We start from the raw sequence: 26,829 nt of genomic DNA, 5'->3' as shown, positions 1-26,829 counted from the left end.
CTCCTCAAACCGCCGCGCGTTCGGATGTCGAGTCGTGCAGCGCTTCGCGCTCAAACTCGAGGATCGCGTCGACCGGGTAGCCGACACGCTTGGACAGCTTCAGGTAGCGTGGACCGCGACCCTCACTGCGCCAGCGCTGCAAAGTCTTGGGGCTCACGCCCCAGCGTTGCGCGAGCTCGTTTTCGTTGAGCACGCGGCGATCACCGGGTGACATGGTGTTGATCGCCTGCTGTGGCGACCGGGGGATACCGCTGGTTGGTGTCTGCATGGAATGCTCCTGTGACGTTGTTGAGTAACAGGTGTCATTCCAAACTTCGGGTGGCGAACCTTTAAGGGACGCAATGGCGAACCACGACGGAACTCCAGGTTCGCCAATGGCCCAGTGCAGAAAAGCAAACGGCGAGCACATGGCTCGCCGTCATCGGATGTATCTGGAAGCAGATCAGGCGTCGGAGAAACCGAGCAATCGACGCTGCGCAGCCCAATCGCGCGGCAGTTGCTCTTGGCGGCCACGCAAGGTGTGCAGATTCAGGTGGCGTGGCTGACGTCCTTCGAATATCGCCTCCACGATATCGGGGGCCAACATGGTCATGCGCAGGACCTCGGCAGCCCAGCCCGGTTCCACTTTGAAGGCGTGCGCCAAGTCTGTTGTCGTGGAGTAGGTGCCATCGTCGATCAAGCGCTTCCAGTAGAAGGCCTTGCCCAGCGTTTTGATCATCGGCACATCGAAGCCACCGATTCGGTCCGCGATCTCGGGGGCTGGCGGTATCAGCAGCTTCCGGTTCTGGCGGCGCTTGATCGTCAGGGGCACCAAGGTAACCCGCTGCCCCTCGCTGACATAACTGCGCGCCTCGGCTCCGATCTCGATGCGGACGGCGCGCTGGCGCTGGTGGGTCGTGGCATTCATGCCAAAGCCTCCTCGACACGCTCTTGGGACTCTTCGATCAAGGGATGCGTGCTGATGTCCGCACCGAATCCGATCCAACCGTCCTCTCGCCAAACGATATCCAGGCCGTGCCCGTGTAGTTGCACGCGTTCGATCAACAGCCGTGTGATCCGTTGCTGCTCGGCAGGGAACAGTTGCGACCACACGTCACCGATGCGCTGCATGGCGACCACCACCTGTGCCTCGTCCAGCGTCGCCCCCGCCGGATGCTGCTGGCAGGATCTCCACACTGCGATCAGCATTTGCGGCGATGAGAGCGCAGCATGGATTTGCGCCAACACGGCATCTTCGATCTCGGCGGCTGGCAGGTGGCCCACGTCCGGCGTATGCGGAGCCAGGCTGGCACCGGCGTTGCGCCGCTTGTGCAGGTAAGGCACGTAGTAGCGGTACTGCCGACCATTTTTCTTTTTGACGAAGGAGTGCAACATCCGTTGGCCATCCGGTGCAAACAGAAGTCCCGCCAGCAGTGCCGGATGCTTGGCTCGGTGTTCGCGCGGAGCCTGCTTTCGCCTCTCAATGAAGGCGTGTGCCGCATCCCACAATTCTTGAGAAATGATGGGGTCGTGCTGGGCCGAGTACCACGTCTCGTGATTGCAGATTTCGCCGAGGTAGATGCGGTTACGCAGCAAGGTGAAGAGGTACTGCTGATCGATGCTGCGCCCCAGTCGCTCCCGGCCGGACTGGGTGACCCATGCCTTGGTGGTATGCCCTTCGATTTCCAGTTCGCGGACGAGTCGCGCAGCCGAGCCATGCTCGGCGTATCGGCGGAAGATGTCACGCACCAGCGCGGCTTCACGGTCGTTGATGACGAGCTTGCGTTCGACCACGTCGTATCCGAGCGGTGGGACTCCGCCCATCCACATGCCTTTGGCCTTGCTGGCGGCGATCTTGTCGCGGATGCGTTCGCCGGTGACCTCGCGTTCGAACTGCGCGAATGACAAAAGGATGTTGAGGGTCAATCGGCCCATCGATGTGGTGGTGTTGAACTGCTGCGTGACCGCGACAAAGGAGACGCCGTTGCGGTCAAAAACGTCGACCAGCTTTGCGAAGTCCGGCAGGCTGCGCGTGAGGCGGTCGATTTTGTAGACGACCACGGTATCGATCTTCCCCGCCTCGATGTCGATCATCAGTCGGCGCAGCCCGGGCCGTTCCATGTTGCCGCCAGAGTAGCCGCCGTCGTCGTATCCGTCGTCGACGGCTATCCAGCCTTCATGCCGTTGGCTTGCAATGAAGGCCAAGCCTGCATCACGCTGTGCCTCGAGGCTGTTGTATTCCTGATCGAGGCCTTCGTCAGTGGACTTGCGGGTGTAGACGGCGCAGCGCTTCTTTGGCGTGACTGCGGGAATCTGGTTTCGACGCACTGAGCTCATACTGCCCTCTTCTTCGAAGCTGGTGTCTTCAAACCAAAGAACACCGGGCCTGACCAATGGCTACCTGTGATGCGTTTGGCCACAGCGGACAGGCTCTTGAAACGTTGCCCCTGGTACTCGAAATCATTCGATCCGCGTACCAGAACACGATGTTCAATGTCGTCGTAGATGCGTGTCAGGACGGTACCGGGCAGTAGGCGTTGGCTATCGCCGCGCAGTTGCTTGGGCAAGATGCCGGTTTCGCCAACCTCCTCAAGCTTCTTGCGCAGTGACGGTTTCAAACCGCCAAACGCACGCTCTTGCATCCGGTAGGCCAGGCGACTTTCCAACCAGACCCGATGGTGGTGATTCGGCCGCTCCTCAAAATGGTCGTCCCAGAGAGCCCAAAGATCATCCATCGAAAGATGGGGAATAGCCGCGACGCGGGCGGCGACTGATGCGGGCGTGGGTGAGGTTGCGTGTGCTGTCATGGGCGAACTCCGTTGTTGTGATCGGGGTTCGCATTCACGCGCTGTTGGCCGGGGAAGCCAAGGCAAACGTGCTCGCTGTTTTGGGGGATGTCGCGCGATTGGCGGACACGAAGGCGCAGCAGCGCGGCAGCCAAGAGATCAGCGATTTCTTGATGCCCGTGCCGTGGCCGTTCAGGTGATGTGCAAATGGAGATAGGTTCGATTTCTGTCATGGCAAGCGTTCCGATGGAAAACGCTGCTCATGCTAGAAACCAAGGGCACTTCGCGTAACGTGATTTAGCGGGAGTGCGCGGGTCTTGCACTATGTCTTTTTGGGCCGGTACCAAGCCGCTCGCTGGCCATTCACTTCGCGATACCGAAGCTCGAAAAGGCGGGATTCGTGCACGACCTGCCGCCAACTGCTGCACCCATACTTGGCGGGCAGTTGATCGGGGTGCCTTTCTGCAATCCATCGTCCAGCAGTAGTGACCGGCGTCCACTCGTCGACAGCCAACTGATCTGCTGCCTCATGCAATGCGCGAACAATTCCGGCTGCGGGCCAATCCACCGAGCCATCCGGCGCTATGCCGTTGATCACCAGATCGCGGAAGGCATCGGACTGGGCAAACTCCGCCGCCAGACGACGGGCCTGATCCATGTGCTCCGCCCAGCCTCGCAGTTGCTCAAAGTGTTGATCGACGCGACTGTAGGCCGCCACCAAGGACTCTTGCGCACCACGGCATCCGTCCAGACTCCAAAGGTCGTGCTGGTCGATAAAGTGGTGCACCAGGTTGTTCCGCAACAGAACCAGTTCCTTCAGATCGTTTTGCGTCGTATCGAAATCCGCGGCAGACATCCGCAAGCTCATCTTCATCTTGAACGAGATGATGTTGTCGGGCGCATCTGGTTCGGCGACCTCGTCTTGGTCGCCGCTGGTGACATACGTTCCGAGCAGCGTGCCAACCAACGTACCCAGAGTCTTGTTTGCGGCATCCGCAATGCGCTCCGCCTGGTTTGATTCGAGGGGTGATCCTGACGCGGAGATTTCGTGGTGGGCCACGATGGCCTTCATCAGTTGCTCGTACTGCTGAAGACGCAAGAGACAACGACCCAGCATTCGCTGCACCTCGCGTTGCAAGGTCTGCAGTTCTTCATCTATGGGTTGGATCGGCAAGCCTGTCATCGAGGGACTCACCGTACTGGCAATTGCCCGTTCGAGACGAACTGATCGAAGCTGTCAAAGCTCTCGCCGTCTTGCCAAGACCGATCCCATGACCGTGGTTCAGCACTTTCCAGTAGCAGAAGGGTCAGGACGCGATCTCCTGTGGTGTAGCTGTGCTTGAACTCGCGCAACTTCATGTGTGGTGCCTCCTCCGGGCACCAGATCGCGGCAGACATCTCCGTGCCATCCCACTCCTGCTCAACGGTGGAATCAGCAGCCAGGGTGCCGGGTAATGGTTCCTGCGGATCGTCAGTGCGCCGAATGCGGGCGCGCGTCTTGACCGCGCTGCTGCTGCGCCATTCGTACTTCACGAAACCGTTGTCCCAATAGACAAGGATTGCTCGCTGCGTGGTGAATTTGATGAACCGAATACACAGCGCCTCGAACGACACCTGGAACCGTTTGGCAAGGGCGCTCAGGACATGCAAGTCGATGCGCTGGTTTGAGATCCACTCGCGCAGCAAGTCGCCAGGCATCAGCAGGTTGCTGGCAAAGTCGTCCGACTCACGTTCGATGACACGGATAGTGTCCGCGCCGGAGTACACGCTTTCCTTGTCGCAGTTGAAACTTTGCCGCTGATCACGGTGAAGGATGAAGTGGCCCAGTTCGTGAGCGATGGTGAAACGCTGGCGCTCGGGGTTTGCCTTGCCGTTATAGAAGATGCCCCACTCTGCGGTGTCCTGTGGGTTGCGCACCAGCATGCCTTCGCAGCTATTGATGTCCAGCACCATCGGGGCCTTGATCTCCCGCACCCCTTTGCCGTAAGGCGTCTCTGGAAGCATTTGCCGGACGACTTCCAGATCCACGGCATCTGGCATGCCGTCGGCGTGCCAGGCCCGCAACCATCTCAAGACGGTGCTGGCCGCGATGGAACCGGTGAGGGGCTGGGATACGCTCAATTGTCAGACAGCCTTAGCTCTTGTCAGGGAACATGATTTTGAGGGCCTGACGGTAGCGATCCTTCTCCTCGTCCGTCATTCCAGCGTACTCGCGGAAGAAAGCCACATCTTCTGGACTGGCTTGGGGAACCTGATCGACGGGCTCCCCCATCACATCCTCCATCGTCACGCCCAGCACCTTGGCTATCGCCTGAATTCGCTCGGCAGAAGGGCGCTGGCCGTCCTTCATCTCCAGTTCCCATATGTACGCCTTGGTACAGCCGACAGCGTCGGCGACCTGTTGCAAGGTCAATTTCTTCGCCTCGCGTAAGCGTCGCAGGCGTGCTCCGAACGCTGAAGCCATAGCGATGCTCCTGTAGGGGAAAACAGTCAGTTAACAAAAACAAGACCGCCAGTATAGCCGCGAGATACAAACGAGGTCTAGATGTGCCGATTTGATTGACAAGCGGAAATCTGAGGTTCAGAATCGCGCTTGTATCTCGCTACTTTACTTGTGCGAGGTGCGTGTTCAGTAACCCAGTCGCTGGCCAGTGCAGTCCGTACATCGGTCGCAGACCTTCGACGCCGATCCAGAAAGGACGATCAAGATGAAGAAGACCTTTGTCGACGTGATGCTCGAGCTGCCGGTGGATGCCACGTTGCGCGACTTCCTGACCACCCACAGCCTGCCGGTGCCCCATGGCTTTGCCTGGGATGACACACCTGAGACCAGCCAGTTTCTGGTCGAAGCGGTTAAGGTCTGGCCCGACATTGCTGCCCGCGACCGGATGACAGCCAACCTCATGGCCAGCGTTCAGTTGGGCGATGCGGCAGGCAAGCAGGCGATGTTTGAGGCGGCCGTGGCCGATGGTGCTGCGCTGGCGGGCTTGGCGCTGTGTGCAAGTGACGTCCACCGTTCCTTCTGGCTCTACGTCCACCACCCGGCGCTGTTCGAGCGCGCCTATGACTTCAGCTTTTGGGAACAGCATGGGCAGCAGACGCAGCAATACGACCTTGGCTTGAAACGCCAACCGAACGGTTCGGATGCCAATCTGACAGCGTTGCGTCATGCCATCTCGGCTTTCTACAAGCGCGAACTGCAATGCGGAGACGGCAGCGTGGCGCACTTGGTCGAGCGCAGTCCGGGGGTGTTCCTGTTGTCGGTCCATGTCAAGGACATGGCGATGCTGCGCCTGGAGTTTGAGGGAGCGACCCTGAAGCGCCGGGTCGGCAACCCCAACATTCACATGGTGCTGGAGTACGCCAAGTCCACCGGTGTCGTGCGCACGCTGGTGCGCGGCGGGGCAAAGTATCAGCAAATGCTGGTCGAGGCCTTCGCGGAGCATGTGCTGGGCGTGAAAGCAAGCGCTCACAAGATCAAGTCGCCGACTCTGGATCTGTCGATGCTGCGCACCGGGTTCGATGTGCCGGAGGTCTTTGAGGACGGTTTTTCGATGGTGCAGCTCAAGGCACTCACCCTGCTCAGCCCCGACACGGCGCTGAAGATCGAATGCACGGCGATGCAGTCCAGCCAGCAACGCTCGGTACACGATTTGCTGAAGGAGAAACTCCCAGGCCCGCTGGAGGGTCAGTGGGCGGTGACAGCGGCACAGGTCAATCTCTATTACCCGCCCGAGCCGGGCAGGACTCGCCCCAAGGTGGTCACCATCGAAGTGACCAGCAAAGGGCGGCTGAACCTGCACAAGTTCGACGCCAAGATGCAGGCGCAACTGGAGGGTTACCTTGTCGCGGTGGGCATCTTGCAGAAGGGCCAGACCCTCAGTGCCCAGGAATTGCCGCCAGAGACCGACGCAGTCAGTTCATCATCGGCCTACGAGGACTGATCAATGGCGACGCACGATGCCTGGGCCTTGGTTTGCCGTCTGTTCGCGGGTGGCACGCCGGTACTGCGTGCCACGCTGTCGCCACGCGAGGTATCTGCTTTGTCTGTGCTCGGCAAAACGGTCAGGCCAGCAGTGCTGGATCAGTCTTTTGTGCTCTGCCCCCACTGCCAGCAGCATCGGGCGCAGGTCTGGAGTGACGGCCGGGGCGGTCGGATCTGCCGTTGCCCGGAGTGTGGCCAGGTGCCGGTCGAGGCAATCGATGGTGCGGCATTGGCCCTGGATGAAGACTGGCTGCGGCAGAAAATGCGCCTCGCGCTCGACATCAAGAGTCGCGACGACGTAGATGATTTGGGCGACGGTGCTTGGCGGCTCGGTAACGCCCGCCGATCTCCGGTCGTGCTGGCCCGAGATCTGACGAGAGTGCTGCATGAGCCGACCTTGCTGGATCGTGTCCGAGTTGCGGGTAGCAACATCCGAGTCATCACTCCCAGGCCGCGCACGACTCGTGGATCGCCATTCGGCTCAGGAGTGGAATGGCTGGCGCTGGAAGAACGATTCACGTTCTATGGCGGCGGGATCTCGTTCATCCCTTCGGCACCGTCTGCAGCGCCAGCAGTGGCCGATCCGGCCGCACCTGTGAACGGGCCATTCTCAGCGGACTTCAAGTGGGCGACGCTGCCGGACGTGCAGGCCACGCCGATCCGGTTCACCGATGGTCAGGCTAAGGTCTTCGAGTCGCTGTGGTCGTTCAAGGGAGTCGAGGTGGACGGAGAAAGGATCATGCAGCGCGCTGGCCAGAAGAGCGACAAGCCGATTGACCTGTTCAAGATCAAGTCGAAGGACAAGGGCAAGCCGGAGCACGAGGCTCGACTGGCGGCCTACGGAGCACTCGTCGTCACGCAGCAACGCGCAGGCTTGTATTCCATGCCTTGCGCGGCGGCAGTGTTGGCGTGACGGACTGCTGCTCCAAGCAAGCCCGACAACGAATGGCAATGGCACGCGCACAAATCATGGTCGCAAAAGGCCATGTGCGTGTGCCACGGCGAAGAAGTTAGCGCCGATTTCGAGAGAAGAGAGGGCGGAACGGAGCGCAACTGGGGATGTTCCTGCCAGACCACAGGACCCCGGTCGCACACGCAGAATGTGCGGGAACCCCGCGTGGCATGCGGGAAGCACAAATGAAAACGCCCAACTGAGAACAGTTGGGCGTTGAATTTTGGTGGCCCGGGGCGGAATCGAACCACCGACACAAGGATTTTCAATCCTCTGCTCTACCAACTGAGCTACCAGGCCAAGAGGCAAAATTATAGCAGACTTGCGCAGAAGTGCAAGCCCCCGTTTTCTGGCGATGTGACCCGCTATAATGATTGCATGAATATTCCAGCTTCCAGCGCTGCGCTGCGCGTGATCGAGAGTGATATCTGTATCGTTGGCAATGGCGCAATTGCCAAGACAACTGCGCTGGGCCTTGCCCAGGCCGGTTTTAGCGTGACTCTGCTGGGGCCGCCTTCGCCGCCGGCCGCACCGGCCGGTTCCGATCCGGGCTGGGATGCGCGCGTGTACGCGCTCAATCACACGGCCTATCGTCTGCTAACTTCGCTTAAAGTGTGGGGAGCACTCGATGCCAGCCGGGTCGCGCCAGTGGATGCCATGATCGTACACGGTGATGGCGCGCAGGCCGGTGGTCTAGGTTTCGATGCCTATGGCGCGCGCACCGATACGCTGGCGTGGATCATGGAAGACCGCAATATTGCCCAGGCACTCGATGCAGCACTCAAGTTCGCCCAGAACGTGCAGCAGGTGGAAGGGCGTGCCACGGCCCTGTTGCAGACCCAGGACAGTGCCACTGTGCAACTCGCAAATGGCAGTTGCATCAAGTCGCAGCTGGTAGTGGGGGCCGACGGCGCCCAGTCGTGGGTGCGTGGCCAGTGTGATATCGGGTTTGACTATCGCAGCTACAATCAGCGGGCCGTGGTCTCCAACTTCGCCTGCGAACTGCCGCACCATGGCGCCGCCTACCAGTGGTTCACGGGCGTGGATGGCATCGTGGCGCTGCTGCCGCTGCCCGGCAATCAGGTATCGCTGGTGTGGTCGGCACCTGATGCGCTGGCCGATACGCTGCGCAGCGAGTCGGCCGCGCAGATTGCGGCACGGCTGGCCGTGTATGCGCAGGAAAAGCTCGGCGCGCTGACGCCGCTGCAGCCGGAACTGGTGCGTGATTTCCCGCTGCGCCTGATCCGCCCTCATTCCATGGTGGCGCAGCGCGTGGCGCTGGTAGGCGATGCTGCCCATGTGGTGCACCCGATGGCCGGCCATGGCATGAATCTGGGCTTTGCCGACGTGGCGCAACTGGTGAAAACCCTGAGCGAGCGCGAGCCGCAGCGCAGCCTCGGTGACGAGCGCGTGCTGGCCCGCTATGCGCGCGCACGCAAGGAAGATGTGCTGCTGATGCAGTTGACCACGGACGGTCTGGCGCGGCTGTTCGGGGCAAATATCGAGCCGCTGCGCGTGGCGCGCAATTTCGGATTAAACTTGCTGGATAAATTGCCTGCAGTGAAGCGTCGCCTGATCTCTCACGCATTGGGAAAATAGTCGTCAAATCACGCAAAAATGCGGGTCTGTGTGTCGTTACCGGAGAAGTTATGAGTATGAGTAAGCTGGGTTTGCTGTTGTTGTCGGCACTGATGGCCGGTTGTGTGAACGCTGAAACGCCGTCGACTGAGGCGATCCGCAAACTGGTGGAGCCCCGTCTGGGCGCCAATGTGAAGGTCGACTCGGTCAAGGAAACCCCTTACGCCGGCCTGTATGAGGTGCGCGTCGGCACCGATATTCTGTACACCGACAAGACAGCCACCTATCTGTTCTCCGGCCACGTATTCAATCTGGTCACCAGCACCGACCTGACCAAGGAGCGGCTGGACGAAATCAACCGTATCAAATTCTCCGATCTGCCGCTGGACAAAGCCATCAAGACCGTCAAGGGCGATGGCAAGCGCGTGATCGCCGTGTTCGAAGATCCTAACTGTGGCTACTGCAAGCGCTTCCGCCAGACCACGCTGAAGGATACCGACAACGTCACCATCTACACCTTCATGTACAACATTCTGGCCGAGGATTCCTTCGTCAAATCGAAGAACATCTGGTGCTCGCTGGACCGCAGCCAGGCCTGGGATGACTGGATGATTCGTAACAAGCCAGCCGCACCGGCATCGGCCAACTGCGTCGCACCGAATGACGAAGTGCTGGAACTCGGTCGCAAGCTCGGTGTGAACGGCACGCCGGCGATCTTCTTCGCTGACGGCAGCCGCGTACCGGGCGCGATCGACAGCAAAATGCTGGAAGAGAAGTTCGCCAAGATTAAGCAGTAAATCAGGCTGTGTAGTGGTAGTGATTTCCCGGGCCGCAGTTCTGTGGCCCGGAACTAGTTGTCCTCGTTGTTCAACCCAAGTTTAGTTCTAGTGACGTGCAACCGCAGCACCGACAGGAGACTCGTATGATTACCTTGAACATCAATGGCAAAGACATGCAGGTGGACGCAGATCCATCGACGCCGATTTTATGGGCGCTGCGTGACAATCTGAATCTGACCGGCACCAAATTCGGCTGCGGCGCAGCGCTGTGCGGTGCCTGCACCGTGCATCTGGGCGGCCAGCCTATCCGCTCCTGCGTGACGCCGATTTCGGCCGCCGTGGGACAGAAGATCACCACCATCGAAGCGATGGAAAACGACAAAGTGGGCAAAGCCGTGCAGGCGGCTTGGGTCAAGCTCGATGTGCCGCAGTGCGGCTACTGCCAGAGCGGCCAGATCATGAGCGCCACGGCACTGCTGCGCACCAATAAGGCACCGTCCGATGCGGACATCGACAATGCCATGAGCGGTAATATCTGCCGCTGCGGCACTTATCAGCGTATTCGTGCGGCCATCAAGGATGCCGCCAAATCCATCGCCTAAAGGAGACTGTCATGCGTATCGAATGGATGCAACAGGAAACGCAGGTGGACACTCCGAAACAAGCCCAGGCTGCAGGCGGCGTTTCGCGCCGTGGCTTCATGAAGGCTGGTGCCGTCGCTGGCGGCGGCCTGGTGCTGGGCTTCTTCCTGCCTAGCGGCGGTCGTTTCGCGCAGGCGCAGCAGGCGCAGGCCAAGGTGTATCAGCCTAATGCTTTTCTACATATCAGTCCCGATAACCGCGTCACCGTGCAGGTGAACCGGCTGGAATTCGGCCAGGGCGTGCAGACGTCGCTGCCCATGCTGATCGCCGAGGAACTCGATGCCGACTGGTCGAAAGTGAACGGTGCGCTGGCACCGGCTGGCGATCAGTACAAAGACCCGGCGTTCGGTATCCAGATTACGGGTGGTTCGGGCAGCATCGCTCACTCGTACATCCAGTACCGCGAAATCGGCGCCAAGGCGCGCGCCATGCTGATCGCCGCAGCCGCCGAGCAGTGGAAGGTGCCGGCCGATCAGGTGCGCACTTCGCGCAGCATGCTGCTGGGACCAGCGGGGCAGAAAGCCAGCTACGGCAGCATGGCCGATGCCGCCATGGCGCAACCTGTACCGGCCAGCGTCAAGCTGAAGGACCCCAAGGATTTCCAGTTTATCGGCAAGCCCATGAAGCGGCTCGATGCGGCTGTTAAATCCAACGGCAAGCAGCAGTTCGGTATGGACTTCAAGGCACCCAACAGCAAAGTGGCGGTGGTGGCCCGGCCACCGGTGTTCGGCGCACGCGTCGCCAAGTTCGATGCCAGCAAGGCCAAGGCCATCAAGGGCGTGATCGAAGTACTGCCCGTGAATACCGACCGGGGCGGCAATGGTGTGGTCGTCATTGCTGATGGCTACTGGCCTGCCAAGTTGGGGCGTGATGCACTGCTGATCGAATGGGATACCAGCGCCGTTGAAAAAGTCAGCAGCAGCGAGCAGATGGCCAGCTACAAGGCACTGGCGCAGCAGGCCGGCAAGCCGGCGCGCAAGGCCGATACTTCGAAGCTGGCCAGTGCGGCGAAAAAAATCTCGGCCGTCTACGAATTCCCTTATCTGGCGCATACGCCGATGGAACCGCTCAACTGCGTGATCGATCTGCGCGCCGATGGCTGCACAGTGTGGGCCGGTTCGCAGTTCCAGACCATCGACCAGGGCGCAATTGCGGCTACCGCTGGCCTCAAACCGGAGCAGGTGGTGCTGAATACCATGATGGCCGGCGGCGGTTTCGGGCGCCGTGCCGTGCCTAGCTCGGACTATCTGGTGGAGGCGGTCAACATCGCCAAAGTCTGGCGTGCGGCCGGCAAGACCGAACCTGTCAAAGTGATCTGGAGCCGTGAGGACGATATCAAGGGCGGTTACTACCGTCCTTCCCATGTGCACCGTGCCGATCTGGGGCTGGATGACAAGGGCAACATCGTCGCTTGGGACCACGTGATCGTCGGCCAGTCCATCATCAGCGGCACGCCGTTCGAACCTATGATGGTCAAGGATGGCATCGATGCCACCATGGTAGAAGGCATGGGCGAGCCGTATGAAGTGCCGCTCAACCTGAGCGCGCATACCGTCAAGGCCAATGTGCCGGTGTTGTGGTGGCGGTCCGTCGGTTCCACCCACACGGCGTTTGTGATGGAAACCCTGATCGATGAAGCGGCCCATGCGGCCGGCATGGATCCGGTGGCCTACCGCAAGAAGCTGATCGGCGAGAAAGGCAAGCGCCATCTGGCCGCGCTCGATCTGGCGGTGGCCAAGTCCGGTTATGGCAAGAAGGCTTTGCCGAAAGGGCAGGCTTGGGGTGTGGCCGTGCATGAATCGTTTAACACGGCGATAGCCTATGTGGTGGTGGCCTCGGTGAAGAATGGTGTGCCCAAGCTGCACAAGGTCACGGCGGGTGTGCATTGCAACCAGCCTGTCAATCCGCTCACCATCGAAGCGCAGATACAGGGCGCCGCTCTGATGGGACTGGGCATGACCTTGCCCGGCGCCGCCATTACGCTCAAGGATGGCGTGGTGGAGCAGCAGAACTTCAGCGACTACACGCTGGCGCGCATGACGGATATGCCGGTGATCGATGTGCACATCGTGCCTTCGCATGATGCGCCTACCGGCATGGGTGAACCGGGCCTGCCGCCACTGGCGCCGGCCTTTGCCAACGCCCTGTTTAAACTGACCGGCAAGCGTCTGCGCAAACTGCCGTTTGACCTCGCCAGTGCCTGAGACCATGGAACTGGTCGGCATTTTGCTGGCCGCCGGACGGGGGCAGCGCTTTGACCCGTCCGGAGTGCAGAACAAGCTGTTGCAGCCACTAGCCACCGGCGAGCCGGTGGTGGCGGCCAGTGCGCGCAAGCTGCTGGCGGCCGTGCCGTGCGTACTGGCAGTGGTGCGGCGTGGCGACGCTGCGCTGGCAGATCTGCTAGCGCAGCTTGGTTGCGAGGTGCTAGTCTGTGATAATGCTGACGATGGCATGGCCGCTTCCCTGACGCTGGCGCTGCGCAGCAGCAGCACGGCAGCAGGCTGGCTGATCGCGCTCGGCGATATGCCCTATGTGCAGCCGCAGACCATGCGCGAACTGCTGGCCACCATAGGTCGCGGTGCGCGCATTGCGGCGCCCATGTATCAGGGCCAGCGCGGAAATCCGGTGGCCTTCAGTGCTTATCATTTACCATTGCTGCTGGCGCTGCAGGGCGATCAGGGCGCAAGGGCCATACTAAAGAACCATGCAGTCAGTGAACTGGTGGTGGACGATGAAGGCGTGATCCGCGACATCGACACCCGCGCAGATTTGTAATCAAGGAATCAGATGAAAAAACCTAACAAGAATAAAGCAGCGATCGCCTACAGCATCATCGGCCACGATCTGGCCGCACACCTGTTCCGCGTGACGCTGACAGTAGCGCAGCCGGCCGAAGGCGGGCAGATTTTTGCCTTGCCTGCGTGGATACCGGGCAGCTATATGATCCGTGAATTCTCGCGCAACATCGTGCGCATCCGCGCCGAGGCCAATGGCGAGCCGGTCGCGCTGACCAAGCTCGATAAGCATAGCTGGCAGGCCGCGCCGCTCAAGGATCGCGGCGCCAGCCTGACGCTACACTACGAGATTTATGCATGGGATCTGTCGGTACGTGCAGCCCATCTCGATCAGAACCACGCTTTCTACAACGGCACCAGCGTATTCCTGCGCGTGCTGGGGCAGGAAGACCAGCCGCATGTGGTGGATATCCAGCGCCCGGCCGATCCCGCAGCGCGCAACTGGCGCGTGGCTACATCTCTGCCCGAACTCAAGGCCAAGCGCTACGGCTACGGCACCTATGTGGCGGGCGATTACGATGAACTGATCGACCATCCGGTAGAGCAGGGCGAGTTTGCGCTGGCCACCTTCAAGGCGCATGGTATCCCGCACGATATCGTCATCACCGGCAAGGTGCCGCATCTGGACATGGCGCGCCTGAGCGCAGACCTGAAGAAAATCTGCGAAACCCAGATCGCCTTCTTCGAACCGAAAACCCGCAAAGCGCCGATGAACCGCTACGTGTTCATGACCATGGCGGTGGGTGATGGCTATGGCGGGCTGGAACACCGCGCCTCGACGGCGCTGATCTGCGCCCGTGCCGATCTGCCCAGCACCAAGGCCGCCAGCAAGGACATCAGCGACGGCTACCTGCAGTATCTGGGCCTGTGCAGCCATGAGTACTTCCATACCTGGAACGTCAAGCGCATCAAGCCTGCCGTGTTCGCGCCCTACAACCTGCAGGTAGAGAATTACTCGCCGCTGCTGTGGCTATTCGAAGGCTTTACCAGTTATTACGATGATCTGATGCTGGTGCGCGCCGGTCTGATTAACGAGCAGACCTATTTCAAACTGGTGGCCAAGACGGTGGGCAGCGTGCTGCGCGGCAGCGGCCGCACCAAGCAGAGCGTGGCCGATTCCAGTTTCGACGCCTGGGGCAAGTACTACCGTCAGGACGAGAATGCACCGAACGCCATCGTCAGCTACTACACCAAGGGTTCGCTGGTGGCGCTGGCGCTGGACCTCAGCATCCGTGCCAAGACGGGCGGCAAGAAGTCGCTCGATGATGTGATGCGCACCCTGTGGCAGCGCTATGGCGCCAGCTTCTATCAGGGCGCAGGCCGTGGCGTCACACCCGCCGAAGCGGAAGCTCTGTTCGATGAAATCAGCGGTGGCCGCTTCAAACCCTTCTTCGACAAATACGTGCGCGGCACGGACGACCTGCCGCTGGCTAAATTGCTGGCACCGTTCGGCGTCAAGTACGCTGATGAGCGCAAGTCGGCCAAGCCTAGTCTGGACGTCAACCTCGGCAAAGATGGCAACGACTGCAAGCTCAATAGCGTGCACGAAGGCGGCGCAGCCCACCGTGCCGGTCTGTCGGCTGGCGATGTGCTGGTGGCAGTGGATGGCTTGCGCGTCACGGCAGCCAATCTGGATACGCTGCTGTCGCGCTATGGCGTCGGATCGGAGATCGATGTACACGCGTTCCGCCGTGATGAGCTGATGACGTTCACGGCCACCCTGCAGGGCGACCGCGTGCCCGGCGTCAGCCTGACCGTGGATGCCGCCAGCAAGAAGGCCGGTACGCCGCAACGTCCTAGCCAGGCTGGCTAAGTTTTTATGCTGCTCGATCCCGCAACGCTCATCTTCATGTCGGTACTGATGGCCATCGCCATGAGCATCGTGCTGTTTTCGTCTTATTTCAGCTATCCGCCCGAGATCAGGGGCTTGAACTACTGGGCCTGCAGCCTGCTGATGCTGGTGGCCGGTGCTGGATTGTTCGCTTCGAGCAGGCTGGGGGTGCCGGATCTGGTGGTACTGCTGACGGCGAATTCGGCGTTTGTCTGCGGTGTCGGCCTGACGTTGATCGGTACGCAGAAATTCTACGGTCTGAAGCCCTCGTGGTCGCTGTTCTCGCTACTATGGCTACTCTGCCTGGCCGGCATCAGTTACTGGCATGTGTGGGAGCCCAGCTTCAGCGCCCGGGTGGCCGTGTTCTCGTATCTGGTGTCGGTGTATTACTTCTACCTCACCATCATCGTCTGGCGCCATGGTGAGCCGCATTTCTCGACCCGCTTCCTGTACGTGCTGTTGAGCATACAGTCGGTGGTGGTGTTCACGCGTGGTACGCTGGCCATGCTGTTTGGCTCCGAACTGGTGAATATCATGGCCAGCGGCCCTTTCCAGAGTTTGTATCTGGCGCTGGCCCAGTTCATGATCCTGTTGCTAGCCGTGAGCTTCAACACGGTGTCCACGCGCCGCCTGCAAGGTTTGCTGGAGCGCCGTTCCACGCTGGACCCGCTGACGCAGGTACTCAACCGGCGCGGCTTTGCCGATGTCTATGCCAAGGAACTGGGCCTGATGCGGCGCCAGTTCACCGTGATGACGGTACTCAGCATCGATCTCGATTACTTCAAGAAGATCAACGATACCCATGGCCACATCATCGGCGACCGTGTGCTGGTGGAGGTGGCAGGGCTGATCGGCAAGGCGTTGCGCGTATCGGATCACATTGCCCGCTTCGGCGGCGAGGAGTTTGTCGTGCTGTTGCCGGAAACGGGGCTGGACCGTGCGCTGCAGATTGCCGAGCGTGTCCTCAAGGCTGTGCGGGCATCCGGTGCTCACGGTCTGCCGCCTTACACGGTCAGCATCGGTGTGGCTTGCCAGAGTAGCCCCGATGAAAAGCTGGATGGTTTGCTGCTGCGGGCGGATCAGGCGCTCTACCGCGCCAAGAGCGGTGGCCGCGATCGTATCGAGATCGCGGCTCCGCTGGTGACATCGGGCGTAGTGCCTGTGATGCCGCCGATTGCGCCGGTGATGGCGCCAGCCAGTGTTGTGGCTAGTAATGGATAACTGAGGGCTAACTGAGAGCTAACCTCGGGCTAACCGAGGCTTACCTCAGGCTTAGTTGAACAGGCGCGCCAGTTCGGCGCCCGGATCGGCGGCGCGCATGAAGGCTTCACCAACGAGGAAGCTGTGCACATTGGCGGCGCGCATGCGTTCCACATCGGCCGGCACCAGTATGCCCGATTCGGTGATGACGATTTTCTCGGCCGGGATACGGTCGAGCAGGCCCAGCGTGGTATCCAGCGTCACATCGAAGGTGCGCAGATTGCGGTTGTTGATACCTACCAGCGCCGTCTTCAGGCGCAGGGCTGCATCCAGTTCGGCCGCGTCGTGAGTCTCTACCAGCACGCCCATACCCAGCTCGTGGGCGCAGGCTTCCATCTCGGCCATCAGGCCATGATCGAGCGCCGAGACGATCAGCAGGATGGCATCGGCACCCATGGCACGGGCTTCATAGATCTGGTACAGATCGATCATGAAATCCTTGCGCAGTACCGGCAACTGGCAGGCCGCACGGGCTTGCTGCAGATAGGCCACCGAACCCTGGAAGAACTGTTCGTCCGTCAGCACGGACAGGCAGGCCGCACCATGCTGGGCATAGCTGGCGGCGATCTCGGCAGGACGGAAATCGGCGCGGATCACGCCTTTCGACGGCGAGGCCTTCTTGATTTCGCTGATCACGGCAGGCTTGCCAGCGGCGATTTTGCTACGCAGGCTGCCTTCGAAACCGCGCAGGCCGGTGCGCAGTTCGTTATTGCTTTCTACCTCGGCGCGCAGGCTGGCATAGCTGCGCTGGTTTTTTGCAGCGGCCACTTCCTGTGCTTTGACGGCGAGGATTTTATTCAGTATGTCGGACATGATGGATACCTGAGTAAGTATGTGTGGTGCGGGCGGGGCGCTTAGTTATGCTGGCCCAGCGTCTGTGTGACCTGCACAAACTGTTCGATTTTCCTGATCGCGGCGCCGGAAGTGATGGCTTCGCGCGCGCGCACCAGACCATCTTCGATCGAGCTAGCCACGCCGGCTGCATACAGCGCAGTGGCGGAGTTGAGCGCGACAATATCGAAGGCTGCACCGGGTTCACCGCGCAGCGCTTCCATCATCTTAGCCTTGGATTCGGCGGCATCGGCCACTTTCAGATTGCGGCTGGCGATCATCTGCAGGCCGAAGTCTTCCGGATGGATTTCGTATTCGCGGATTTCGCCGTTGACCAGTTCACCCACCAGCGTACCGGCACCGAGCGAAACTTCATCCATATTGTCGCGGCCATACACCACCAGCGCATGCTGGGCGCCGAGGCGCTGCAGTACGCGCACCTGAATACCGACGAGGTCGGCGTGGAACACGCCCATCAGGATATTCGGCGCACCGGCAGGGTTGGTCAGCGGGCCCAGAATATTGAAGATGGTGCGCACGCCCAGTTCGCGCCGCACGGGTGCCGCGTGCTTCATGGCGGCGTGGTGGTTCGGTGCGAACATGAAGCCTATGCCCGTCTGGGCGATGGACTGGGCAATCTGTTCCGGCTTCAGATTGATGTTGGCCCCTAACGATTCGATCACGTCGGCGCTGCCGGACGAAGACGAAACGCTGCGGCCGCCATGCTTGGCCACGCGCGCGCCGGCAGCCGCGGCGACGAACATGGAAGCGGTCGAGATATTGAACGTGTGGGCGCCATCGCCGCCGGTGCCGACGATGTCGAGCAGGCCGCGCGTGTCGGCCATCGGCACTTTGGTGGAGAACTCGCGCATGACTTGCGCGGCGGCGGTGATCTCGCCTATGGTTTCCTTTTTCACGCGCAGGCCCATGGTCAGGGCAGCGATCATGGTGGGCGACATTTCGCCCGACATGATCTGGCGGAACAGATGCAGCATCTCGTCGTGGAAAATCTCGCGGTGTTCAATGCAGCGCAGCAGTGCTTCTTGATGGGTGATAGGCATGGCAATCCTCGCAATAATTTGGCACAGATAGTCAGTTAACGTCGCCCTTGCGGACGCAGACAGCAGCGCGCACGCAGCGCGCCGCCAGCCTTAACGAACCAGGAAGTTTTTCAGCAGTGCGTGACCGTGTTCCGACAGGATGGACTCGGGGTGGAACTGCACGCCCTCGATGTCGTATTCCTTGTGGCGCACGCCCATGATTTCGCCGTCGTCGGTCCATGCCGTCACTTCCAGGCAGGCCGGCAGCGAGCTGCGTTCGATGGCCAGCGAGTGATAGCGGATCACTGTGAAAGGCGAGGGCAGATTCTTGAATACGCCCACGCCGGTATGCGCGATGAGAGAGGTTTTGCCATGCATGACCTGCTTGGCGCGGATAACTTTTCCGCCAAAGGCTTCGCCTATGGCCTGATGGCCGAGGCAGACGCCCAGTATCGGTTTCTTGCCAGCGAAGTGCTTGAGCACTGCGATGGAGATGCCTGCCTGCGCCGGGTCTTTAGGGCCCGGCGAGATGCAGATGTGGTCGGGATTGAGGGCTTCGATTTCTTCAATCGTGATTTCGTCGTTGCGGTAGACCCGCACGTCTTCGCCCAGTTCGCCGAAATACTGCACGATGTTGTAGGTGAAGGAGTCGTAGTTGTCGATCATTAGCAGCATCTTAGTACTCCCCATCCAGACCATCTTGCACTTGTTCGGCAGCGCGCAGCACGGCGCGCGCCTTGTTTTCAGTTTCCTGCCATTCCATTTCCGGTATCGAGTCGGCGACGATGCCGGCGGCGGCCTGCACATACAGCATGCCGTCCTTGATTACGCCAGTGCGGATGGCAATCGCCACATCCATTTCGCCGCCGAAGGACAGGTAGCCGCAGGCGCCGCCGTAGATGCCGCGCTTGGAGATTTCCAGTTCGTCGATGATTTCCATGGCACGCACTTTCGGTGCGCCCGTCAGCGTGCCAGCCGGGAAGGTAGCGCGCAGCACGTCGAGATTGGACAGGCCGGATTTCAGCTTGCCTTCCACGTTGGAGACGATGTGCTGTACGTGCGAGTACTTTTCGATCACCAGACGGTCGGTGACTTTCACCGTGCCGATGTCGGAGATGCGGCCCAGATCATTGCGCGCCAGATCGATCAGCATCACGTGTTCGGCGATTTCTTTCGGATCGGCCAGCAGTTCGGTGGCCAGTTCGGCGTCGCGTTCCGGGGTCGAACCGCGCGGGCGGGTGCCGGCAATCGGGCGCAGCGTCACGCGCTTTTCGCCGTCCGGCAGGGTCTCGTTACGCACCAGGATTTCCGGCGAGGCGCCCACAATCTGCATATCGCCGAAATTGTAGAAGTACATATACGGCGACGGGTTCAGCGAACGCAGCGCGCGGTACAGCGTCAGCGGCGAATCCACATACGGCTTGCGGATGCGCTGGCCGATCTGCACCTGCATCAGATCACCAGCCATCACGTATTCATGGGCGCGCTCCACGGCTTTCAGATAGTCTTCCTTGGCGAATTCGCGGATCGCTTCGGTGCGCACGGAAGCGCTGGTGACTGGCGCGTCAACGCCACGGCGCAGCATCATGCGCAGGTCTTTCAGGCGCTGACGGCCTTTGGAATAAGCTTCCGGCTGGGTCGGATCGGCATACACGATCAGATACAGTTTGCCGGACAGGTTGTCGATCACGGCCAGTTCTTCCGTCACCATCAACTGGATGTCGGGCAGGCCCAGATCATCTTTCGGCTGGGTGTTGGCCAGCGTTTTCTCGATATGGCGCACCGTGTCGTAGCCAAAGTAGCCAGCCAGACCGCCGCAGAAGCGCGGCATGCCGGGGCGCAGCGCGACCTTGAAGCGTTTCTGATAGCTTTCGATAAAGTCGAGCGGATTACCTTCATGCGTCTCGATCACCGTGCCGTTCTTGACGATCTCGGTGCGGTGGCCGAAGGTGCGCAGCACCGTGGTAGCCGGCAGACCGATAAAGGAGTAGCGGCCGAAACGCTCGCCACCCACGACCGACTCCAGCAGGAAGGTGTTCTTGCCGGCGTTCTGGGTCTGGGCCAGTTTCAGGTACAGCGTGAGCGGGGTTTCGAGATCGGCAAAAGCTTCGGCGATCAGAGGGATGCGGTTGTAGCCGTCGGTGGCCAACGATTTGAATTCGAGTTCGGTCATGTCTGTTCTCCATGCCGCCTGTAGAGCGATGGATGTGGTACAGGCGGTGGTGGTTCAAAAAACCTGTCGCGCAGCAGCGCAACAGCAATCAGTTCGGCTTAGTTTTGCCAGGATTGCCAGCGTCGCCAAAGCCAGGCCTCAATCGCGCCGGTTTGGTTGACTTGGTGTTTTTTGAACAGAGACATTACGGTCAGCGTTGGTTCAGCTAAGGTTAATTTTGCGAACGAATCAAAGTCGCTGCGGATAGCAGCGTGTCTACTATACCATCGGAATCGATGGTGTGTATAGCCTCTCCGTGATTGTAGCCGTAAGGTACCGTCAGCACCGGGCAACCCGCTGCCCGTGCGGCTTGCGCGTCATTCGACGAGTCGCCGATGGCCACTACCTGTGCGGCCGGCAGGCCGAAATCGGCGCAGACCGTCTGCAACGGCAGGGGATCGGGTTTTTTGCGCGCCAGCGAATCGCCGCCGTACACCACCTCGAAATAGCTGCTCAAGCCTTTGGCGGCCAGCAGCGGAGTGGTGAAGCTGATCGGTTTATTGGTCACGCAGGCCAGCCGCAGGCCTTGTTGTTTTAGCGCACTCAGGCCTTCCAGCACCTCGGGATACAGGCTGCTGAATTGACCGTTGATGCGTAAGTAGTGGCGCTGGTAGGCGTCCATCGCCTGGGTAAACTTCGCCTCGACCTGATCGGCTGCCAGATCGAGCGCCAGTACGGCGCGGATCAGGTTTTCCGAACCTTTACCCACCATCAGCGTAATCTGTTCCTGGGTGATAGGGGCGAGGCCCAGTTCTTCACGCATGCTGTTGATCGCGACGTGGAAGTCGGGAATCGTGTCCAGCATGGTGCCGTCGAGGTCGATGATTGCGGCGCGTACGCCTGCCAGCACACTCATGCTTACACCTTGGCCAGATTGGCGCGCATGGCGTCGATCACGGCCTTGTAGTCAGGCTGGCCGAAGATGGCCGAGCCGGCCACGAAGGTGTCGGCGCCGGCTGCAGCGGCGGCGGCGATGTTGTCGATCTTGATGCCGCCATCGACTTCCAGCATGATGTCGCGGCCCGATTCGTCGATCTTGCGGCGTGCCAGCGCGATCTTTTTCAGCGCTTCGGGGATGAAGGACTGACCGCCGAAGCCGGGATTGACGGACATAATCAGGATCATGTCGATCTTGTCCATCACGTGATCCAGATAGTGCAGCGGCGTGCCCGGATTGAACACCAGACCGGCTTTGCAGCCATGGTCGCGGATCAGTTGCAGGCTGCGGTCGACATGTTCCGATGCTTCCGGATGGAAGGTGATGATGTTGGCGCCGGCCTTGGCGAAGTCAGGAATGATGCGGTCCACCGGCTTCACCATCAGGTGCACGTCGATAGGCACGTCCACGTGCGGGCGGATGGCCTGGCACACCATAGGGCCTATGGTCAGGTTGGGCACGTAATGGTTATCCATGACGTCGAAGTGGATAATGTCGGCGCCAGCGCTGACGACGTTACGCACTTCCTCGCCCAGACGGGCGAAGTCGGCGGACAGAATGCTGGGAGCGATGCGGAAATTGGACATGGGATGGGCCTGCATTAAAAAAAGATGCGCTATTTTACGCTGCACAGCGCCTGTGCGCCTGTTTTCAGGCGCGTCGTCCTTGCATACGGGGGCAATTTGGGGTGCAATGACAGTCTGGCGATATACAATCGCCAAGCTTGCTGAGAGTGCCAGTGCACTCGCCCCGATTTAAGGAATTTGAATGGCCACTTATGAAATGACGGTGACGGTCAGAACCCAGTATCTGCCGGAGCAGTCCGACCCTGAACGTACCAATTTCGTGTTCACCTACTCGATCACGATCAAGAATACCGGTACGGTGGCCGCCCAGCTGATCTCGCGCCACTGGGTCATCACGGATGCCAACAACCACAAGGAAGAGGTCAGCGGCCTCGGCGTGGTGGGCCATCAGCCGCTGCTGCAGCCGGGCGAACAGTTCGAATATACCAGCGGTACGGCGCTGCGCACCCAGCAGGGCTCCATGTATGGCGAATACTTCTGCGTGGCGGAAAATGGCCACCGCTTCGAAGTGCCAATACCGGAATTCGTGCTGTCACTGCCACGCACCCTGCACTGAACCGGCGCTAAGCCGGACGCTTCAAGGCTGATCGTCCTGCTGCGTCTTGTCCTCATCGCGCGGTTTGGGTTTAGGTGCATACATGGTCCACCAGACGATGAACACCAGCAGGAAAAACGCCACGCATGCTTCTATCATCAATATCCACATAACAGTCCTTATGTTCTTTACACGCCGTAGTCTACCTGTTCCGCTCACTCTCGTCGCGCTGGCTTTAGCTGCCTGTACCTCGACCCCGCTGCCGCCCGATACCAGCCGCGCTCCGGTCACGCCGGTCCCGGTGCCGGTGCCTACACCGGAGCCCACGCCGGCACCGGCCAAGCCGGCCGTGATGCAGCTAGTGCCAGCACCGTTCAGCGCCTTGCCGGGCTGGGACAAGGATGACCTGCGCGCAGCGTGGCCGGCCTTCCTGTCCTCGTGTTCTGTGTTGGCCAAGCAGGCCAACTGGAAGGAATCCTGCAGCATCGCGCGCAGTGTGAACAGCGGCGATGAGCAGGCAATCCGCACGTTCTTCGAAGCGTTCATGGAGCCGAATCAGGTGATCGCGCCCGACGGTGCCAATGAAGGACTGGTGACGGGCTATTACGAGCCGCTGCTGCGCGGCGCCCGCAAAAAAGGCGGCCCGTACCAGACCCCGCTCTACAAGGTGCCGGACGATATGATCACCGTCGATCTGGCCAGCGTGTATCCGGAACTGAAGGGTATGCGGCTGCGCGGCAAGGTGGTGGGCAAGAAGCTGGTGCCGTATGCCACCCGCGCCGATATCGAGAAAGCTGACTTCGGCGGCAAGGAGCTGCTGTGGGTAGATGATCCGGTCGAATCGTTCTTCCTGCAGGTGCAGGGTTCGGGCCGCGTGCAACTGACCGATAGCAAGGAGACAGTGCGCGTAGCTTATGCTGACCAGAACGGCCATCCGTATAAATCCATCGGCAAATATTTGGTGGAGAAGGGCGAGCTGACGCTGGAGCAGGCGTCGGCGCAAGGCATCAAGGCGTGGATCGCTGGCCATCCTACCCGTATGCAGGAACTGTTCAATGTGAATCCCAGCTATGTGTTCTTCAAAGAAGAGCGCCTGCCGGATCCGAAAATCGGTCCGAAAGGTGCGCTGGGCGTGCCGCTGACGCCATCGCGTTCGGTCGCTATCGATGCATCGCAACTGCCGCTCGGTGCACCCGTATTCCTCTCGACTACCATGCCGAACAGCGATATCCCGTTGCAGCGGCTGGTGATGGCGCAGGATACGGGCGGTGCTATCCGTGGCGCCATCCGCGTCGATTACTTCTTTGGTTTCGGTACTGAAGCGGCGGAAAATGCTGGCCGCATGAAGCAGCGTGGCAATGTCTGGGTGCTGCTACCCAAGCAAGTGCAGTAAACCTTGTGCGTGCCGGCGCTGCTGTCTCGCAGGAACGCGTTGGCGGTACCGCGTCGGCACAGGCCGCGTTTCAGGAGGGCTGTGCCGGCGCCAGATGTTCGGGCACGTTCCTGAGGGCTGGCGCAAATACCATGGCCAGCGTCAGTGCAATGCCGCCTACGGCGACGCAGGTCAGCCCCGTACGTATGCTCAGGTGCTCGCCCAGATAGCCGGCCAGCAGTGCGCCTGCCGGAGCGCTGGCCACCGTGAGGAAGCGCATGGTCGATACCATGCGGCCCAGATACGCGTCCGGTGTGACTTTCTGGCGTAGCGTCATATATGGCATAAAGAACAGCATCACGCCGCAATCGAGTAGCAGCGAGACCAGAGTGCTGGCGACGGCACTCCCCGTGGCGCTGCCGAACAGATGGGCGGGAATGGCCGGCATGGCAGCAAAGGCGCAGGCTGTCAGCCCTATACCGGTCAGCATGGCGCCGGTCGGGCCATAGCGCGCGCTGAGCGGCCTGACCAGGATGGAGCTGAGTAGCACGCCGACGCCGCCTACCATCTGCGCTATGCCCAACAGACCGGCCGTCATGCCCAGTTCGCGCGTGCAGAACAGGACGCTGAGCGCGGCATAGCCGTAGAACAGCATATGCCAGATGCCCGCACCCCATGCGAGTGTGCGCAGCAACGGTGTGCGCCAGATGAATAGCAGGCCATCGTGTATGTCGCGCAGCATGTGCTGCTTGCTGGGTTCCGGTTTGGGATCGTTGGCCTTCAGATTGCGCAGGATGAGGATGGAGCAGATGAAGCCCAGTGCATTGACGATGACGGCAAACGGCGCGGTAAGCCACTGTATCAACACCCCTGCGATGCCGGGCGCAACCACCCGTGCCACCGAATCAACGGCGGCAAACTTGGACTGAGCTTCGATCAGGCGTTCACGGCCGATCAGGCTGGTCAGGAAGATCTGCTCCGCACCACCTCCCACCAGTGAACAGCAGCCGCTGATCAGTGCCACCCCATACATCCACTCTATGCTCAGGTGGCCTAGCCAATAGACGAGCGGCACGCTGCCCAGTGTCAGTGCCTGCACCAGTTTGCTGGCCAGTAGCACCGGCAATTTGCGATGGCGATCAAGAAATACGCCCGTGGGCAAGGCCAGCAGGGCAAACGGAATCGCGGAGGCGGCGCCCAGTATGCCCATCTGGGCCGGCGTGGCATGCAGCAGGATGGCGGAGCACAAGGGCAGGGCGAGTGCACTGATATAGCTGCCGAAGTCATTAAGGATGGCGCTGATCCAGTAGCGCACGAAATTCCCGTTGCGCAGTAGAGCATCACGCTCCAGATATTGCTGAACTTTGAGGCGTAGGGCGGACAGAATGGCGGCTTCCTATAATCTAGGCGGGACGAACTATGATACCAGCGCAACGGATAGGCGCTACAATCGCAGAGTAAATATCCCACCATCTAGGAGACAGCTATGCAGTATGAAGACCTGATCGTCGAAGTGCACGAGAAAGTAGCACTGATCCGTTTGAATCGCCCCAAGGCGCTGAATGCCCTGAACGACCGCATGATGAACGAACTGGGCGATGCCCTGCAGAAGTTCGATGCCGACCCTGCGATCGGCTGCATCGTGCTGACGGGTAGCGAGAAGGCTTTCGCTGCAGGTGCCGACATCGCTGCCATGGCTGACTATACCTATGTCGATACCTATCGCGACAACTACATTACCCGCAACTGGGAACATATCCTGCGCATCCGTAAGCCGGTGGTGGGCGCTGTAGCGGGCTACGCGCTGGGCGGCGGTTGCGAGCTGGCCATGATGTGCGATTTCCTGATCGCGGCCGATACGGCCAAATTCGGCCAGCCGGAAATCAAGGTTGGCGTGACGCCGGGCGCGGGCGGTACCCAGCGTCTGCCGCGCACCATCGGTAAAGCCAAGGCCATGGATCTGCTACTGACTGCACGCACCATCGACGCGGCAGAAGCCGAGCGCATCGGTCTGGTATCGCGCGTGGTGCCAGCCGACAAACTGATCGAAGAAGTGCTGACGGCGGCCAAACAGATCGCCGCTATGCCGACCTCGGTCGCCATGATGATCAAGGACGCCGTGAACCGCGCCTTTGAAACCACGCTGACGGAAGGCGTAAATTACGAACGCCGTCTGTTCCAGGCGGCCTTCGGTACGCCTGCTCAAAAAGAAGGCATGCATGCCTTCCTGGAGAAACGTGCGCCGAATTTCGACGGCCTGTAATTAGCCGGATGTCGATAGTCCCTCGCTATTCATTTCAAGTAATTGCATAGCGAGGGTTGACGACTTCCAGAAATCCCTGCATAATCTCATTTCTCTGCTGCTGACAAACAAAACGATTTGTCGAAACGCAGCAAGCAGTGCCAAAGAGTTCTTTAAAAATTCACAGTCGATAAGTGTGGACGTTTGATGAAAGTGCACACGAAGCTAGTCTTCGTGATACTTAAAAAATATCAAATGTTCACAAGAAATAATTGAAATAGGACGCTTCGTAAAAGAAGCGAACTGTCAGTATTTTGAGTGAGCGACCCGTTAAAAATAACGGTGCGAGAAATCGCAAACAAACAGAGATTAAACTGAAGAGTTTGATCCTGGCTCAGATTGAACGCTGGCGGCATGCCTTACACATGCAAGTCGAACGGCAGCACGGAGCTTGCTCTGGTGGCGAGTGGCGAACGGGTGAGTAATA

27 protein-coding genes, 1 tRNA gene and 1 rRNA gene are annotated in these 26,829 nt (G+C 60.1%); 13 read left to right on the top strand and 16 right to left on the bottom strand.

The window, feature by feature from the left end; all coding sequences use genetic code 11:
- Positions 1-4 precede the first annotated feature (4 nt).
- From GM655_RS18420 to GM655_RS18385, 8 genes are all read right to left on the bottom strand, one after another.
- A complete protein-coding gene (locus GM655_RS18420; RefSeq protein WP_020200569.1) occupies positions 5-268 on the bottom strand; it encodes a helix-turn-helix transcriptional regulator in 264 nt (87 codons plus the stop codon).
- A gap of 174 nt (positions 269-442) precedes the next feature.
- Complete coding sequence (locus GM655_RS18415) at positions 443-907, bottom strand: hypothetical protein (protein ID WP_024541971.1); 465 nt, start codon at positions 905-907, stop codon at positions 443-445.
- A complete protein-coding gene (locus GM655_RS18410) occupies positions 904-2,316 on the bottom strand; it encodes a recombinase family protein (protein ID WP_155436153.1) in 1,413 nt (470 codons plus the stop codon). Before GM655_RS18410 ends, GM655_RS18415 begins: the two co-directional genes overlap by 4 nt.
- Positions 2,313-2,786, bottom strand: coding sequence for a DUF2924 domain-containing protein (locus GM655_RS18405; RefSeq protein WP_155436152.1), 474 nt, complete (start codon positions 2,784-2,786; stop codon positions 2,313-2,315). Before GM655_RS18405 ends, GM655_RS18410 begins: the two co-directional genes overlap by 4 nt.
- Entirely contained in the window at positions 2,783-2,998 is a 216-nt protein-coding gene (locus GM655_RS18400; RefSeq protein ID WP_081201542.1) for a hypothetical protein, read from the bottom strand. Before GM655_RS18400 ends, GM655_RS18405 begins: the two co-directional genes overlap by 4 nt.
- Positions 2,999-3,087: 89 nt before the next feature.
- Positions 3,088-3,948 carry an OST-HTH/LOTUS domain-containing protein gene (locus GM655_RS18395; RefSeq protein WP_150981280.1) on the bottom strand — a complete coding sequence of 287 codons (861 nt, stop codon included), beginning with the start codon at positions 3,946-3,948 and terminating at the stop codon, positions 3,088-3,090.
- Between the two features lie 8 nt (positions 3,949-3,956).
- Positions 3,957-4,886, bottom strand: a complete 930-nt coding sequence (locus GM655_RS18390) for an ImmA/IrrE family metallo-endopeptidase (protein WP_229632638.1) — start codon at positions 4,884-4,886, stop codon at positions 3,957-3,959.
- Positions 4,887-4,899: 13 nt separating this feature from the next.
- Positions 4,900-5,229, bottom strand: coding sequence for a helix-turn-helix domain-containing protein (locus tag GM655_RS18385; protein WP_062794267.1), 330 nt, complete (start codon positions 5,227-5,229; stop codon positions 4,900-4,902).
- Between the two features lie 244 nt (positions 5,230-5,473).
- Between GM655_RS18385 and GM655_RS18380 the strand changes: the two genes are divergently transcribed.
- On the top strand, positions 5,474-6,709 hold the full coding sequence (locus GM655_RS18380; RefSeq protein WP_062794268.1) for a hypothetical protein: 1,236 nt from the start codon (positions 5,474-5,476) through the stop codon (positions 6,707-6,709).
- Between the two features lie 3 nt (positions 6,710-6,712).
- Positions 6,713-7,663, top strand: coding sequence for a hypothetical protein (locus GM655_RS18375; RefSeq protein ID WP_155436151.1), 951 nt, complete (start codon positions 6,713-6,715; stop codon positions 7,661-7,663).
- A 263-nt stretch (positions 7,664-7,926) separates the two neighbouring features.
- Here GM655_RS18375 and GM655_RS18370 read toward each other — a convergent pair.
- Positions 7,927-8,002 (bottom strand) — tRNA-Phe (locus tag GM655_RS18370).
- 78 nt (positions 8,003-8,080) lie between these two features.
- Here GM655_RS18370 and GM655_RS18365 point away from each other — a divergent pair.
- From GM655_RS18365 to GM655_RS18335, 7 genes are all read left to right on the top strand, one after another.
- The gene (locus tag GM655_RS18365; protein ID WP_155436150.1) at positions 8,081-9,301 is read left to right on the top strand and encodes an FAD-dependent monooxygenase; all 1,221 of its coding nucleotides are present in this window, start codon (positions 8,081-8,083) and stop codon (positions 9,299-9,301) included.
- Positions 9,302-9,351: 50 nt separating this feature from the next.
- Positions 9,352-10,077, top strand: coding sequence for a DsbC family protein (locus tag GM655_RS18360; protein WP_155436149.1), 726 nt, complete (start codon positions 9,352-9,354; stop codon positions 10,075-10,077).
- 125 nt (positions 10,078-10,202) lie between these two features.
- On the top strand, positions 10,203-10,661 hold the full coding sequence (locus GM655_RS18355) for a (2Fe-2S)-binding protein (protein ID WP_155436148.1): 459 nt from the start codon (positions 10,203-10,205) through the stop codon (positions 10,659-10,661).
- A gap of 11 nt (positions 10,662-10,672) precedes the next feature.
- Positions 10,673-12,904 carry a xanthine dehydrogenase family protein molybdopterin-binding subunit gene (locus tag GM655_RS18350; protein WP_155436147.1) on the top strand — a complete coding sequence of 744 codons (2,232 nt, stop codon included), beginning with the start codon at positions 10,673-10,675 and terminating at the stop codon, positions 12,902-12,904.
- Positions 12,905-12,908: 4 nt separating this feature from the next.
- Positions 12,909-13,475: a nucleotidyltransferase family protein gene (locus GM655_RS18345; RefSeq protein WP_155436399.1), complete on the top strand. Its 567-nt coding sequence runs from the start codon at positions 12,909-12,911 to the stop codon at positions 13,473-13,475.
- Between the two features lie 12 nt (positions 13,476-13,487).
- Positions 13,488-15,308, top strand: coding sequence for a M61 family metallopeptidase (locus GM655_RS18340; protein ID WP_155436146.1), 1,821 nt, complete (start codon positions 13,488-13,490; stop codon positions 15,306-15,308).
- Between the two features lie 6 nt (positions 15,309-15,314).
- Positions 15,315-16,547: a GGDEF domain-containing protein gene (locus GM655_RS18335; protein WP_229632637.1), complete on the top strand. Its 1,233-nt coding sequence runs from the start codon at positions 15,315-15,317 to the stop codon at positions 16,545-16,547.
- Positions 16,548-16,598: 51 nt separating this feature from the next.
- Here GM655_RS18335 and trpC read toward each other — a convergent pair whose 3' ends face one another.
- The 6 genes from trpC to rpe all read right to left on the bottom strand — a co-directional run bounded on the left by trpC (position 16,599) and on the right by rpe (position 22,193).
- The gene (trpC, locus tag GM655_RS18330; RefSeq protein ID WP_155436145.1) at positions 16,599-17,399 is read right to left on the bottom strand and encodes an indole-3-glycerol phosphate synthase TrpC; all 801 of its coding nucleotides are present in this window, start codon (positions 17,397-17,399) and stop codon (positions 16,599-16,601) included.
- A gap of 41 nt (positions 17,400-17,440) precedes the next feature.
- On the bottom strand, positions 17,441-18,478 hold the full coding sequence (gene trpD, locus GM655_RS18325; protein ID WP_155436144.1) for an anthranilate phosphoribosyltransferase: 1,038 nt from the start codon (positions 18,476-18,478) through the stop codon (positions 17,441-17,443).
- A 90-nt stretch (positions 18,479-18,568) separates the two neighbouring features.
- A complete protein-coding gene (locus GM655_RS18320; RefSeq protein ID WP_155436143.1) occupies positions 18,569-19,132 on the bottom strand; it encodes an anthranilate synthase component II in 564 nt (187 codons plus the stop codon).
- A 1-nt stretch (position 19,133) separates the two neighbouring features.
- A complete protein-coding gene (gene trpE / locus GM655_RS18315; protein WP_155436142.1) occupies positions 19,134-20,630 on the bottom strand; it encodes an anthranilate synthase component I in 1,497 nt (498 codons plus the stop codon).
- 211 nt (positions 20,631-20,841) lie between these two features.
- On the bottom strand, positions 20,842-21,525 hold the full coding sequence (locus GM655_RS18310; protein ID WP_155436141.1) for a phosphoglycolate phosphatase: 684 nt from the start codon (positions 21,523-21,525) through the stop codon (positions 20,842-20,844).
- Positions 21,526-21,527: 2 nt separating this feature from the next.
- Positions 21,528-22,193: a ribulose-phosphate 3-epimerase gene (gene rpe / locus GM655_RS18305; protein WP_155436140.1), complete on the bottom strand. Its 666-nt coding sequence runs from the start codon at positions 22,191-22,193 to the stop codon at positions 21,528-21,530.
- 181 nt (positions 22,194-22,374) lie between these two features.
- Between rpe and apaG the strand changes: the two genes are divergently transcribed.
- Entirely contained in the window at positions 22,375-22,749 is a 375-nt protein-coding gene (apaG, locus tag GM655_RS18300; protein ID WP_155436139.1) for a Co2+/Mg2+ efflux facilitator ApaG/CorD, read from the top strand.
- 160 nt (positions 22,750-22,909) lie between these two features.
- Positions 22,910-24,121, top strand: coding sequence for a murein transglycosylase A (mltA, locus tag GM655_RS18295; protein WP_155436138.1), 1,212 nt, complete (start codon positions 22,910-22,912; stop codon positions 24,119-24,121).
- Between the two features lie 70 nt (positions 24,122-24,191).
- Here the strand turns inward: mltA and GM655_RS18290 are convergent, their stop codons facing one another.
- On the bottom strand, positions 24,192-25,433 hold the full coding sequence (locus tag GM655_RS18290; protein WP_229632653.1) for an MFS transporter: 1,242 nt from the start codon (positions 25,431-25,433) through the stop codon (positions 24,192-24,194).
- Positions 25,434-25,586: 153 nt separating this feature from the next.
- On the opposite strand from GM655_RS18290, the gene GM655_RS18285 reads away from it, so the two are divergent.
- Together GM655_RS18285 and GM655_RS18280 are read left to right on the top strand one after the other, a co-directional pair.
- Complete coding sequence (locus tag GM655_RS18285) at positions 25,587-26,363, top strand: enoyl-CoA hydratase (RefSeq protein WP_155436136.1); 777 nt, start codon at positions 25,587-25,589, stop codon at positions 26,361-26,363.
- 350 nt (positions 26,364-26,713) lie between these two features.
- Positions 26,714-26,829, top strand: a 16S ribosomal RNA gene (locus GM655_RS18280); the annotation flags it as partial.

Origin of the sequence: Pseudoduganella danionis, from assembly GCF_009720775.1 — a bacterium.
GTDB lineage: Bacteria > Pseudomonadota > Gammaproteobacteria > Burkholderiales > Burkholderiaceae_D > Rugamonas > Rugamonas danionis.
The sequence above is the reverse complement of the archived record's forward strand: the minus strand, read 5'-3'. Positions and strand labels throughout refer to the sequence as shown.